15 protein-coding genes are annotated in these 12,945 nt (G+C 71.6%); all 15 read left to right on the forward strand.

Annotation, left to right across the window (positions count from 1 at the left end; translation table 11 throughout):
- Positions 1–45 precede the first annotated feature (45 nt).
- The 15 genes from ACLIYP_RS05570 to ACLIYP_RS05640 all read left to right on the forward strand — a co-directional run bounded on the left by ACLIYP_RS05570 (position 46) and on the right by ACLIYP_RS05640 (position 12,933).
- Positions 46–807: a hypothetical protein gene (locus tag ACLIYP_RS05570; protein ID WP_412712024.1), complete on the forward strand. Its 762-nt coding sequence runs from the start codon at positions 46–48 to the stop codon at positions 805–807.
- Positions 808–861: 54 nt separating this feature from the next.
- Positions 862–1,824, forward strand: coding sequence for an SU10 major capsid protein (locus tag ACLIYP_RS05575; protein WP_412712025.1), 963 nt, complete (start codon positions 862–864; stop codon positions 1,822–1,824).
- An 8-nt stretch (positions 1,825–1,832) separates the two neighbouring features.
- Positions 1,833–2,144, forward strand: coding sequence for a hypothetical protein (locus ACLIYP_RS05580; protein ID WP_412712026.1), 312 nt, complete (start codon positions 1,833–1,835; stop codon positions 2,142–2,144).
- On the forward strand, positions 2,144–2,494 hold the full coding sequence (locus ACLIYP_RS05585) for a hypothetical protein (RefSeq protein WP_412712027.1): 351 nt from the start codon (positions 2,144–2,146) through the stop codon (positions 2,492–2,494). The genes ACLIYP_RS05580 and ACLIYP_RS05585 overlap by 1 nt, the downstream gene beginning before the upstream one ends.
- Before the next feature lie 12 nt (positions 2,495–2,506).
- Positions 2,507–2,890 carry a hypothetical protein gene (locus tag ACLIYP_RS05590; RefSeq protein WP_412712028.1) on the forward strand — a complete coding sequence of 128 codons (384 nt, stop codon included), beginning with the start codon at positions 2,507–2,509 and terminating at the stop codon, positions 2,888–2,890.
- Positions 2,881–3,198, forward strand: a complete 318-nt coding sequence (locus tag ACLIYP_RS05595; protein WP_412712029.1) for a hypothetical protein — start codon at positions 2,881–2,883, stop codon at positions 3,196–3,198. Before ACLIYP_RS05590 ends, ACLIYP_RS05595 begins: the two co-directional genes overlap by 10 nt.
- 11 nt (positions 3,199–3,209) lie before the next feature.
- Positions 3,210–3,557, forward strand: a complete 348-nt coding sequence (locus ACLIYP_RS05600) for a hypothetical protein (protein WP_412712030.1) — start codon at positions 3,210–3,212, stop codon at positions 3,555–3,557.
- Positions 3,554–3,988 (forward strand): minor capsid protein, encoded by a 435-nt coding sequence (locus tag ACLIYP_RS05605; RefSeq protein ID WP_412712031.1) that lies wholly within the window; start codon positions 3,554–3,556, stop codon positions 3,986–3,988. Before ACLIYP_RS05600 ends, ACLIYP_RS05605 begins: the two co-directional genes overlap by 4 nt.
- A 10-nt stretch (positions 3,989–3,998) precedes the next feature.
- The gene (locus tag ACLIYP_RS05610) at positions 3,999–4,475 is read left to right on the forward strand and encodes a phage tail tube protein (RefSeq protein ID WP_412712032.1); all 477 of its coding nucleotides are present in this window, start codon (positions 3,999–4,001) and stop codon (positions 4,473–4,475) included.
- A complete protein-coding gene (locus ACLIYP_RS05615; protein ID WP_412712033.1) occupies positions 4,475–4,993 on the forward strand; it encodes a DUF7426 family protein in 519 nt (172 codons plus the stop codon). Before ACLIYP_RS05610 ends, ACLIYP_RS05615 begins: the two co-directional genes overlap by 1 nt.
- A gap of 197 nt (positions 4,994–5,190) precedes the next feature.
- Positions 5,191–7,776 (forward strand): phage tail tape measure protein, encoded by a 2,586-nt coding sequence (locus tag ACLIYP_RS05620; RefSeq protein WP_412712034.1) that lies wholly within the window; start codon positions 5,191–5,193, stop codon positions 7,774–7,776.
- Positions 7,777–7,784: 8 nt separating this feature from the next.
- Positions 7,785–11,129 (forward strand): hypothetical protein, encoded by a 3,345-nt coding sequence (locus ACLIYP_RS05625; RefSeq protein ID WP_412712035.1) that lies wholly within the window; start codon positions 7,785–7,787, stop codon positions 11,127–11,129.
- A gap of 8 nt (positions 11,130–11,137) precedes the next feature.
- Positions 11,138–11,659, forward strand: a complete 522-nt coding sequence (locus ACLIYP_RS05630; protein WP_412712036.1) for a hypothetical protein — start codon at positions 11,138–11,140, stop codon at positions 11,657–11,659.
- 24 nt (positions 11,660–11,683) lie between these two features.
- Complete coding sequence (locus tag ACLIYP_RS05635; RefSeq protein ID WP_412712037.1) at positions 11,684–11,953, forward strand: hypothetical protein; 270 nt, start codon at positions 11,684–11,686, stop codon at positions 11,951–11,953.
- Positions 11,953–12,933: an N-acetylmuramoyl-L-alanine amidase gene (locus tag ACLIYP_RS05640; RefSeq protein ID WP_412712038.1), complete on the forward strand. Its 981-nt coding sequence runs from the start codon at positions 11,953–11,955 to the stop codon at positions 12,931–12,933. Before ACLIYP_RS05635 ends, ACLIYP_RS05640 begins: the two co-directional genes overlap by 1 nt.
- Positions 12,934–12,945: the final 12 nt, after the last annotated feature.

The raw sequence follows: 12,945 nt of genomic DNA on the forward strand, positions 1-12,945 counted from the left end.
CGCCCGCACGGGCACCGCCGGGCAACCCCGAAACGGGAGAACACCATGCGACACCCTTTCAAGCACCCGCTCGCCACACACCACGCGCTGGAGGTGCTCGGCTGGCGCCGCAACGGCGCCCCGATCTACGCCATCGCGGGTGGCAACGGCGAGGGCGACGGCGGAACCGGCAGCACCGCGGGTGACGGCGGAGACGGCTCCGGAACGTCCGGACAGGACGGAACCGGGTCCGGAACCTCCGGAGGCCCGGCCGGGGCGGAAGGCTCTGGCCAGGGCGGAGACGGCTCCGGGACCTCCGGGAACGACGGCGGAGAGCCCGACTGGAAAGCGCTGGCCCGCCAGTGGGAGAAGCGCGCCAAGGAGAACAAGGGCGCCGCCGCCGAGCTGGAGAAGCTCCGCGAACAGCAGATGACCGAGCAAGAGCGCGCCGTGAAGGAGGCGGAGAAGGCAGGCCGCACGGCCGCCGCCGCCGAGTACGGCCGCCGCCTGGCTGAGGCGGAGTTCCGCGCCGCCACCGCCGCCGCCGGTGTCGACCTGGGCGACGCAGCCGAGTTCATCGACGTCGGCCGGTTCGTCGGCGACGACGGCGAGGTGAACACCGCCGCGATCAAGTCGGCCGTGACGCGGTTCGCGAAGCTCGCCGGGCCGCGCGGTCCGGGCCGGTCCGGCGGGGACATGGGCGGCGGCGCCGGGGACGGCGCCCCCTCCCTCGCGCAGCAGATCGCCGACGCCAAGAGCAAGGGCGACTGGCGGACCGTGATGCGGCTGGAGAACTCCAAGCTCGCCGCCGCCGAACAGCAGCAGTAACCACGGCCCCGGACCAAGGGGCCGCGCACCAACGACCGTTAGGAGAGTGGCCTCATGGCCGGAATCACCGCGCTGGGCACGACCTACAACCTCCCCAACTACACCGGGATCCTCCACCAGCTCACGCCCGCCGACACGCCGTTCTTCTCCGCGATCGGCGGGCTGACCGGCGGCGGGCAGACCAACGCGATCGAGTTCGAGTGGGAGACGTTCGACCTCCGCGCCGCCGGACAGAACACCGCGGTCGAGGGCGCCGACGCCCCCGGCGAGGAGAACCGCGTCCGCGCGAACGTGTCCAACATCGTGCAGATCCACCACGAGACCGTGGGCGTGTCGTACACCAAGCTCGCCGCGACTCAGGCGAAGGCCGGCGTCAACAACGCGCAGTCCAACCCGGTCACCAACGAGCTCGACTGGCAGGTCGAGCAGATGCTCAAGCAGATGGTCCGCGACGTGGAGTACTCCTTCATCCAGGGCACCTACGTCAAGCCCGCGGACAACTCCACCGCGCGGCAGACCCGCGGCATCCTGGAGGCGATCACCACCAACGTGGTGACGATGGACGGCGGGGCTGGGGCGCCGGCCGCGCTGACCGTGGATGCTGTGCTGGATCTGCTTCAGGCGGTGTGGGAGAACGGCGGCATTCAGGAGTCGGAGACTGCGACGCTGATGTGCGGGGCGTTCCAGAAGCGGACGCTGACGGACCTGTTCATCACGCAGAAGAACTACACCGAGGAGTCCCGCACGGTCGGTGGGGTGCGGCTCCAGACCATCGAGACGGACTTCGGCCGTCTGAACCTGATGCTGAACCGGCACATGCCCACGGACGAACTTGCGGTCGTCAGCCTGGAGCAGTGCATGCCGGTGTACCAGGAGATCCCCGGGAAGGGGCACTTCTTCGCGGAGCCGCTGGCCCGCACCGGGGCGAAGGACCGCACGCAGCTGTACGGCGAGGTCGGCCTCGCGTACGGCAACGAGCGCGCCCACGGCAAGATCGTCAACCTGACCACGAGCTGAGGCGCGGCATGAGCAGCTACGAGTTCGTGAGCCAGCAGTATCCGCAGCTTCAGGTCATCGGCCCGGCCGGGCGGGCGCGGTTCGACGGGGGCCGGTTCGCCACCGACGACACGGCGCTCGGCGAAGCGCTGCGGTCCCTGCCCGGCATCGAGTGCGTCAGCGCGCCAGCCCCGGGGGGCGGGGACCCGCTGGAGCGCCCGGCGAAGTCCGCCACGAAGGGCGACTGGGTGGCCTACGCGGTCGCGTCCGGCGCGGACCGAGAGACCGCCGAGGCCGCCACCAAGGACGAGCTGATCGAGCGGTACGGAGGTGAGGGCTGATGGCCCGCACAGAGATCACCCGCACGGACCTGCGGTCAGCAGCCGTGGACCTCTCCACCGCCGGGGCCGCCGCCGAGCTGACGGACGGCAATTCGTTCGCGTGGTCGGCGGACCGGGTGTTGTACGTCGACAACGGCGACGCGGTCGACCTGACCGTCACCGTGCAGACCCCCGTCACCATCGGCCGGCAGGCTCGGCCGGTGGACGACTACGACGTGGTCGTCCCGGCGGGGACGGCGGCGCTGCTGCCGCGGCTGGGGCCGGAGTACCGGCAGCCGGACGACGGGGCGGTGTGGGTCGACTATGCGGGCGCGACCGGGTCCGTGACCGTCGCCGTGTTCGACCTGTAGGAGGTGGTGGCCGTGGGCCGCGTGTACGCCACCACGGCGGAGCTGGAGGCGTTCACCGGGGAGCCCGCGCCGGCCGGGGCCGAGAGGCTGCTGGCGCGGGCGTCCCGGCTCGTGGACCGGGCGATGCGGTCGGCGGTGTACGAGACGGACGCGAGCGGCTACCCCTCGGATGACGAGGTGCTGGCGGGGTTCCGGGACGCGGTGTGCGCGCATGTCGCTGACCAGGCCGACCGGGACGCCGAAGCGGCTGAGCTGGGGCCGTGGACGAGCGTGTCGGCCGGGGCGATCAGCATGTCCCGACCGGACCCTGGTGGCGGGGACGAGGACGCCGTGCTGACGGCGGAGGCCGCCGAGATCCTCGACGCGCTCAACCTGCCCCGGGCGGTGTGGACGTGATCCCGGCCGCGCTGTGGCAGCACGAGGTGACCGTGGAGCCGTTCGAGGGCTCGGGGGCGTACGGCGACGTATACGGGGCGCCTGCCGTGGTGGCGTGTCTGCTGGCCGAGGAGACCCGGCTGGTGCGCGCGGCGGACGGCACGGACACCGTGTCCAGCGCCTCGTACCTCGCCGAGCCCGACCACCGGCCGCCGCCCGGGAGCAAGGTGACCCTGCCGGACGGCCGGACCACGAAGGTGATCCGGGTGGACCGGCCCGACGGCGGCAGCCTGCCCGTCCCGTCCAACACACAGGTCTTCCTCGAATAGGAGGCTCAGCCATGGTGCAGGCGCGTCTCACCTTCAATGGCGGGCAGGTGCGGGGCGAGGTGCGGCAGGCGGCCGGCCGCGCCCTGTACCTCGCGGCTGAGCACGTCCTGTCCGTCTCCAACGACCGTGTGCCGCTGGACGAGGCGGCGCTCCAGCGGTCCGGGACCGCCAGCGTGGACGAGGGCTCGCTCCGGGCCGCGGTCGCCTACGACACCCCGTACGCCGCCAGGCAGCATGAGGAGCTGACGTGGCGGCACGCGCCCGGCCGCCGTGCGAAGTACCTGGAGAGCAGCCTCAACGACTCCCGTGACGAGGTGCGGCGGCTGGTGGCCGCGCAGATACGGAGGGCGTTCGAGTGAGCCACACGACGGACCTGTTGGCCGGACTCGCCGAACTCCTCGCCGCCGACGGCATCGGCGTGTGGCGCGAGTCCGGCGTCTACACCACCAGCGAGGTCGGCATCACCATCACCACGGTGCCAGACACCCCGGACCAGATCATCGCCCTCACCCCGTACTCGGTGGACGACACCAGCGGCACCGAGGACATCGTGCAAGGCGTGCAAATCAGGTTTCGCGCCGGGCCGGACCCCCGCGTCGTCATCGACCGCGAGGACACTGTCTACAGCCTGCTGCACATGCGCGGGCACTTCGACCTCCGCGGCATCACCGTGAACCTCGCGTGGCGCCAGTCGGCCGCGTGGATCGGCGCGGACGGCCGGGGCCGGCAGGAGCTGACTGCGAACTACTACCTGCGCACCGTGCGCACCTCACCCCACCTGATCGCTTAGGAGGACCCCCGTGTCTACTCCCACCCCGGAGACCTCACTCGCCCGCCGCTGGAGGCTGGAGATCAACATGGGCACGGAGGCCGTGCCTGACTGGCAGATCTGCCCCGGCATCACCGACTTCGTGCCGAACACGCCTCCGACGCTCCAGGCGTCGGGCGAGTACGAGAACGGCGGCTGGGGCTCGAACACCAAGACCGCACAGACGTGGCAAATCGTCGCCACGTTCAACCGTAAGAAGACGGCGGACAGCACGGCGTATTCGCCGGTGCACGAGAAGCTCCGTACGGCCGCGTTCGGTTGGGGCGCGGACTCCAAGGTGGAGGTGCGCTGGTTCGACAGGGAGGGCCTGCCGGAGGCGTACCAGGGCACCGGCGTGGTCACCTGGGCCCCGGCAGGCGGGGACTACACCGCCCTGGGCAGTGTGGTGGCGACGATCGACGGCGACGGGCCGCTGGAGCTCATCGCGAACCCGCTGGCGGGTGGCTGATGGGGCAGTTCGAGGCTCTTGACGAGCTGCTGGACGAGACGCTGACACTGCCGATCCCGTGCGCGGACGGGGAGCGGCGACCGTTCACCATCCCGTCCCCGCCCGCTGAGGACGGGTTGACCATAGAGCGGTTCGTGGAGGCCATGCAGAAGGCAGCCCAGACCGGCGCCCGGCCGGACATGACGTTCCTGGACGACTCCAAGGAGCGGGACCTGTACCGGCTCGCCCTCGGCCCGGCCTACGACGAGATGGTCGCCAACGGCGTGCGCTGGGAGTGGCTCAAGCACGCCGCCCTGACCGCGGTCATGTGGATCAACTCGGGGACGTCGGCGGCGGAGCGGTACTGGAAGGCGGCTGGTGGCCGCCCGGAAACCGAGGCCCCGAATCGGGCGACGCGCAGGGCGGGCACCCGGAAGGGCTCATCCCCGGCGGCGACATCGACCCCGAAACGGGGCTCCCGGAGTGGTACGAGTACGCCCCGGGCTACGGCCCCCAAGCCGCAGGCACCAGCGGCCTGACCTGGGGCGCGCTCCTCAGTGAGTGGCCGCTCATCGAGGCCGACCTCCACGAGGTGTACGGCATCGACGTGCGCTCGGGTGTGCTGCGCGCCCGGTCGTGGATCTGGCTCCGCACCAGGATTTTCGGGCTCCTGTCGACGGAGTGCCGCACCAGCCGCCGCTTCAACCCGCCCCCACCCGGCAGGAGGTGACCCTCGATGGCGTTGATGGTCGGCGAGCTGACCGGATTCATCAGCCTCGACACCCGCGGCTTCGACACGGGCATGGACCGCGCCGAACGCGGGATGCGGGACCTCCGCACCGACGTCACCCGCGAGAGCGAGGCCGCCGGGGACGCCGTCGCCGACGGCCTCGCCGACGGGGTCACCCGGGCGGAGCGTCAGATGGCGGAGCTGCGCACCGCTCTCGCCTCGGACGCCGGGCGGGCCGGTGACGCCGCAGGAGAGGCGCTGCGCAACGGGCTCGCCGACGGCGCCGCCGAGGGCGTAGACCGGGCCGGAGACGAGGTGTCCGGGCTGCGCCGCGAGGTCGTCCGAGAGGCTGAGCAGGCCGGAGACCAGGGCGGTGACGCCCTCGCGGACGGGCTCGGTGAGGGCGGGGAGCAGGGCGCGCAGGACGCTGCTGCGGGTGTGGAGGCCGGGCAGGGCCGTATGGCCGCTGCGGGTGCGGTGGTCGGCGCGGCCGCTGGTGCGGCGCTGATCGCCGCGTTCGTGGAGGCGATGGACCACTCGCGGATCGCCGGTCGTCTGGGGGCGCAACTGGGGGCGACACCGGAGGAGGCTCGCCGGTACGGGGACCTTGCTGGGGACCTGTACGCGGACGCCATCACCGAGGACTTCCAGGGCGCCGCGGACGCGATCAGCGTGACCATGAGGTCCGGGCTTCTCCCCCCGGACGCCACCAACAAGCAGATCGAGTCCATCGCCACCAAGGTGTCCGACCTCGCATCGACGTTCGAGATGGACCTGGGGCAGACCGCGAACGCCGTCGGTCAGACGCTGAAAACCGGGTTGGCGAAGGACGCGACGGAGGCTCTGGACGCCATCACCCGCGGCATGCAGCAGATGGGCCCCCGCGCCGACGACATGGCCGATAGCTTCAACGAATACAGCACCCAATTCAGGCAGGCCGGGCTGAACGTCGCCGACGTCGTCGGGATGATGAAACAGGGCTTGGACGAGGGCGCTCGCGATACCGATATCGTCGCGGACGGCATCAAAGAATTCGTGTTGATCGTCCAGGGCGGCGGCGAAGAGGTAAACGACGCATTCGAGAAGATCGGCCTCAATGGCGAGAAGATGCAGCGCGTCTTCTCCGAGGGCGGCCCGAAAGCACGCGACGCGCTGGGAGAGGTCTTCGACCGTATCCGTAAGGTCAAGGACCCGGCCGACCGTAGCGCGCTCGCGCTGGAGCTGTTCGGCACCAAGTCCGAGGACATGCAGAAGGCCCTCCAGGGCCTGGACCTGTCCACCGCGCGGGATGAGTTGGGGAAGACCGCCGGCGCTGCGGACGAGATGGGCAAGACGCTGCGGGACAACGCCGGTACCCGGGTGGAGCAGCTCAAGAGGCAGCTCAGTCACGGGTTTGTGGAGGCGGTCGGTGGCGCGGTCATCGGCCTGGAGGACTTGGGCGGGCGGCTGCGCGGGTTCTGGGACGAGGCCGGTAAGGGCGCGGACAACCTCCCGGATCAGGTCCTCAACGCGCTCCAGATCCTCGTAGACAAGGGCTGGGAGAAGGTCCGCGAACTCGGCCCGAAGCTGATCGACGCGGTGGTTGAGGCGGGGCAGGAGTTCGCCAACTACGTCATGGAGAACCCCGAAGAGGTCTTGAAGATCGCGGCGTTGGGGGCGGCGTTCGTCGCTGCGATCGCTGCTCTGCCAATCGTGGTCGGCGCGGCGCTGGTGGCTGCTGCGACCGCGATGATCTGGACGTTCGTCGGCGGGATGATCTCCGCGTTCGTGGAGAAGGTCCCCGAGTGGTGGAACTCGTTCACCGACTGGATCAGTGAGAAGGCGGATCAGGCCGGGCTCGTGTTCGACGTGCTCGGTGCCGCGATCGGTGACTGGTTCGGCGGGCTGTGGGACGAGTACATCGGCGGGCCTGTCTCCCGCACCTGGCGCGAGTGGATGGCCACCGTCAACGCCCTGCCGGGCCGTACGACGGCGGCGCTGGCGGACCTCGGCAGCAGGCTGTACCGGTCCGCGTCGGGCGCGTGGCAGGACTTCCAGAACGCGGCCGTGCGCAAGGGCACCTCGATCGTGTGGTGGGCGCGGCGGCTGCCGGGCCGGATCGTCGGCGCGATCGGCGGTGTCGGCAGCCTGCTGTACGGCAAGGGCCAGTCCATCGTGTCCGGCCTGTGGGCTGGTATCCGGTCGATGGGCGGCTGGCTGCGGAACACCCTCTACGCGTGGGCCCGCAGCGTAATCCCCGGGCCGATCGCCAAGGCCCTCGGCATCGCCTCCCCGTCGAAGGTGATGCGGGACCAGATCGGCCGCTGGATCCCGGCCGGTGTCGTAGACGGCATCCGCGATGGCCAGGGCGCCGTGGATGAGGCCATGGCGTCGCTGGTGAACCCGGACAGGGTGCGCGTGGCGGGTGGGCGGCTGATGGACCTCCGCGCGGGCGCGGCTGGCGGCGCGGGCGGGGACGGCCGGCCGCTGGTGCTCCGGGTGGAGATCGGCGGCCGCGCGTTCGGTGAGCTGGTGGTGGACACGGCCCTGCACGAGGTCCGCGTCAACCCCGGTGTGAAGTCGGAGCTACGGGCTCAGCTGGTGGGGGGATAGGAGGCATCGTGGGGTTTCCGGAGGACCCGCTGCCCGTGCGGGCAGAGCTGGATCTCGGCGACGGCTGGGAGGACATCACCCCGTGGTGGGACTCGGAGCGGCTGATCCAGCTCGGCCGGGGCGCGCGGGGTGAGGCGTCACAGATGGTTCCGTCCACCTGCACCCTCACCCTCCGCAACACGGATGGTCGGTTCACGCCCCGCAACCCGGTGGGCCCCTACTACGGGCGGATCGGCCGCAACACCCCCCTCAGGGTGTCTGTGGACGGCCCGGAGGCGTACCTCGCCCACACCGGCGACACCTCCGGCTACGCCCACGCCCCCGCGGCCACCACCAGCGCCGTCACCACCGAACTCGACGTGCGGGTAGAGGCCACCTACGGCTGGAACACCAGCGGCCCCAGCCAAGTCCTGGTCAGCCAATGGCAGGGCACCGAACGGTCCTGGCTCCTGGGCGTCACCAGCGGCGCGCTCCGCATCCAGTGGATGGAGTCCAGTGGCTCCACCGCCTACTGGTACGGGGCGTGGCGGCTGCCGGAGATGCCCGACCGGGCGGCCGTACGGGCGACCGTCGCCGTCGACACCGGCGCGGGCACGGCCACCGTCACCCTCTACCGGGCCGACTCCATCACCGGCCCGTGGACCCAGATCGAAACCCCGATCACCTTCTCCGGGCCCACGCTGCCGATCTACATCGGCTCGGCCCCGGTGCAGACCTCCGGGGTAGAGCCGGGCACTACCCCCGCGTGGGATCCGTTGGACGGCCGTGTGCACGCGGTGGAGATCCGCTCCAGCATCGACGGGCCGATCGTCGCCGACGCTGATTTCACCGCGCAGACACCCGGCACCACCGCGTTCACCGACGGCGCGGGGGTGGCGTGGACGGTCACCGCCCCGGCCGAGATCACCAACCGGTACACGCGGTTCGTGGGCGAGGTGTCCACCTGGCCCACCACCTGGGGCCCGTCCGGGCAGGACGCGGAGACCACCATCACCGCGTCCGGGATCCTGCGCCGCCTCTCCCAAGGCGCCAAGGCCCTGGACTCCACGCTGCGGCGCCGTATCCCCAGCTTCGACCCGATCGCGTACTGGCCGCTGGAAGAGGACCGCGACGCCACACAGGCGTACTCCCCGATCCCCGGCGCCCGCCCGATGCGGGTCTCCGGCGACGTCCAGTTCGCCGCCGACGACACCCTCCCCGGGTCGCACGCGCTGCCCCGCCTCAACACGGGCGCGTCCCTGACCGCCCGGGTGCCTGCCGCCCCAGCGGGCTCCTGGCACGTGGAGATGGTCTTCAACACCGACACCGCGCCCACCGACACCGCCTACCTGCTGACCGTGCACACCGCTGGTGGCACCTACGCCCGCTACGAAGTCCGCGCCCGCCTCTTCGAGGGCGTCACGCCGCAGGTGCTGGTGTACGGCTTCGACACCGAGGAGAACCGCACCACCCTGGTCAACGAGATCATGGAGGTGTTCGGCTACTGGAACCGCCTCCAACTGTTCGCCTCCACGTCCGGCAGCACCACCACCATGACGGTCCGCCGGATCACCATCGGCGAGACCAGCGAAGAGGGCACTGCGGTCTGGACCGGGTCCGCGGGCCGTGTCTCCCGGGTGTCGATCAACGTCACTGAGCCGCTGGACGGGATCCGGATCGGCCACCTCGCCGTGTTCTCACAGCCTGGGGTGTTCGCGTACAACTTCGCCGACCACGGCTTCGACGCGGAGTTCGCGGCGGGCCGTATCGTGCGGCTGTGCGATGAGGAGGGCGTTCCGGTCCGCATCATGGGCGTCACGTCCGGCACCGAGCCGATGGGCCCGCAGCGGCCGGGCAGGCTGCTGGACCTGCTGGAGGAGTGCGCGCAGGCCGACGGGGGGCTGCTGGCGGAGGACCCGGAGCGGCTGGGGCTGATCTACCGGACCCGCACGTCGGTCTACAACCAGCCCGTCACCCTCGCCCTGCGGTACGGGCAGGAGCGGGAGGTGCAGCCGCCACTGGAGCCCGTGGACGACGACCTCAGCGTCCGCAACGACGTCACCCGCACCCGACCGGGCGGCTCCAGCGCGCGGGCGGTGCTGGAGTCCGGGCCGCTGTCCGTCCAGCCCCCGCCGGCGGGGGTCGGGGTGTACGACGACTCCCTGACCGTCAACGTCGCGACAGACGAGCAGCTCCCCCCGATCGCCGGATGGGACCTGCACCTGCACACCTGGGACGAGGCCCGCTACCCCCGCATCAATCTCGACCTCGGCCGGGCGCCGCACCTCATCCCCGCGGTGCTCGACCTCGCGCTGCGGGACCGGGCCACCATCACCGGCGCCCCCGCCCAGTGGGCACCCGGCACCATCGACCAGCTCGTCCAGGGATGGTCGGAGGCGCTGGGGGTGCGCACGTGGAGCATGCAGCTTGCCTGCGCCCCCGCCGGCCCGTGGGCGGTGGGTGTGCTGGAGGATCCCGTGTTGGGGCGGGCTGACACGGACGGCAGCGTGCTGGTGGACGAGGCCGGGCCAGACGACACGGTCCTGTACGTGACCACCACTCAGGGCCCGCCCTGGGTGACCGACCCGGCCGAGTTCCCGTTCGACCTGCGGGTGGGCGGGGAGGTGGTGACCGCCACCGCCTGCACCACGGGCGAGGCGGCGCCGATGCGCGCGGCCGCCGCCAACTCGGTGGCGGGCGGAGCGTCCACATCGCATGTGGCGCCATCGGTGGACGCGGCCGGGGCCGGGCTGCTGGTCTGCCTGTGGCAGCCGTGGAACACCCTCACCTCCTACACCCTCCCGGGCGGCATGGCGCTGGGGGCGGAGACCACCGGCACCTACACCCGCACCGCCGACGCCACCGAGGCACTCGCCGCGGCCGGGGCCACCGGCACGCGCACCGCGACCGTCGGGGCCGCCGACGCCTGGGCCGCCATCACGGTGACGGCCACCGGGGCGCCGGTCATCGCCGAGCACCTGTCCGGCGTCTCGGGCGCGGCCACCACCGTGGCCCTCACCACCAGCGCGGACACCGAGCCGGGCTGGTGGCTGCTGGCCATGCAAGGCTGCGACGACAGCACCATGCCGCTGGCCATGCCCGACGGGTGGACGCTGCTGGCCACCTCCGGCACCAGCGGCAGCTCCCACCCGATCACCGCCGCCTGGGCCAAACGCGCCACCGGCGGCGCCGAGCAGGTCGAGTTCGCGCCCGGGTCCGGCGTCGACAACCACGCCAGGTTGTACGTCGTCTCCGGCGCGGCCGACCTGACCGCGCAGGCCATGACCGTCACCCGCTCCGTCAACGGCGTCACCAAGGCGCACACGGCGGGGACGGACGTGCGTCTCGCCCAGCCCGCCATCATCGCCCTTTAGGAGGCCCCGTGTTCCCTCAGTGGCTGGCCGGGCAGCGCATCACCGCTGCCGGCCTCATGGCTGACCGGATGCGGCTGGTGGAGCAGACCGCAGACCAGACCGTCGCCTCCACCACCTACGCCAACAGCGAGATCAGCTTTGTGCCGGTGGCGGGCGCGACGTACTGGTACACGCTGCTGATCTCCTACAGCGCCCATGAGGCGGCCGATTTCCGCTGGCGGTGGGATGCCCCCGGCGCGACGTTCGCGTCGTTCACGCAGGCCCGGCACACGGACGCGACCGGCACCTTCAACGCCGCAGCCAGTGTGATCTTCCGCCGCCCGTCGAACAGCACGGACCGCATCGCGGGCGGCGGCGGCACCGACGTCCCTCTGGGCTCGTTCTTCTCCGCCTACGACCAGGGCACCGTCACCGCCGACACGACCGCGGCGATCACGATGCAGTTCTCCCAGGTGACCGCGCACGCGGTCGGGACGATCCTGCGCGGCGGCACCACCCAGACACGGCTGCTGTACCAGCGCATCACCTAACCCCCCTTTTTTGAGGAGCCCTTCATGCCGTTTCAGGACCCGACTGAGCCTCGCTACCGGGGCGAGGGGTACCGGATCACGTTCCGCGACGCGGTCCCCGACACCGGGGTCGAGTACCGCACCTACTTCCACGTGACGCTCGATCTGGCGTCCGCTCCGCAGGCGGACACGGAGGCCGCGTTCCAGCGGCTGTTGGACCTGGTCAACGCCAGCCCGGACTTCGAGCAGGTGAACGCGAGCCGTACCGGTGAGGTCACCGAGACCGTCACCCCGACCGGCACCGGGGGCGTGTGATGGCCACACCGCTGTCCGCCGACCGGGCGCTGCGCGCGTTCCGAGATGAGGGCCTGACGATCCGCGAGTACGGGCTGTGGCGCAGCCACAACCGCAACCACAAGGGCCCGTGGGGCGGCGTGAACGGCGTCGTCATCCACCACACCGCGGGCCGGGATTCGCTGCGGCTGTGCTACGAGGGCACGTCCGGGCTGCCGGGCCCGCTGTGCCACTCCCACCTGTCCAAGACGGGTGTGGTGACGATGGTCGGCTGGGGCCGCTGCAACCACGCCGGGACGTTCGCGCAGAACGCCCACGACGCCGTGGTCGCAGAGCGGTCGGCGCATCCGCGGCCGGACTCCGCCGAGCCGGTGGACGGGAACCGGCACTACTACGGCATCGAGGTGGAGAACCTCGGCGACGGCCGCGACTGGTACCCGTCCGTGCAGTACGACGCGGCGGTGCGTTGGGCGGCGGCGTTGTGCCGGGCGCACGGCTGGACGGCGCAGTCCGTCATCGGCCACAAGGAGGGCACTCGCCGGAAGATCGACCCGCGCGGTCCGGTGGGCCGGCCGGACGGCCCGGCGTTCGACATGGACAGGTTCCGGCGGGACGTTCAGCAGCGGCTCGATGGGGCCGCCAGCAGCAGCGAGGAGAGTGACGTGGCCATCAGCGACGCGGACGCGAAGAAGATCGCGCGGGCGGTGTGGGAGACCGACGGCATCGTCGGCGTCTCCTGGGGCTCGGAGACGAACCCGGAGTGGAAGCCGGAATCCGTCGTGAACCACATCGGCGAGGTGACGCGGGAGAACCGCGGCCGCATCAAGGCGCTCCAGGCCGCAGTCGCTGAGCTCGCGGCGCAGGGAGCCGCCCGTGACGCCATCCTCGCGCAGCTCGCGGCGGGCGGAGGGCTGGACGCGGCGGAGATCCGCGCGGCGGCCGAGGCCGGGGCGCAGGCGTTCGCCGATCGGCTCGGCGACGCCCTCACCACCGAGGCGTGACGGGCCCCCGTC

Origin of the sequence: Streptomyces nanhaiensis, assembly GCF_046614825.1 — a bacterium.
GTDB lineage: Bacteria > Actinomycetota > Actinomycetes > Streptomycetales > Streptomycetaceae > Streptomyces > Streptomyces radiopugnans.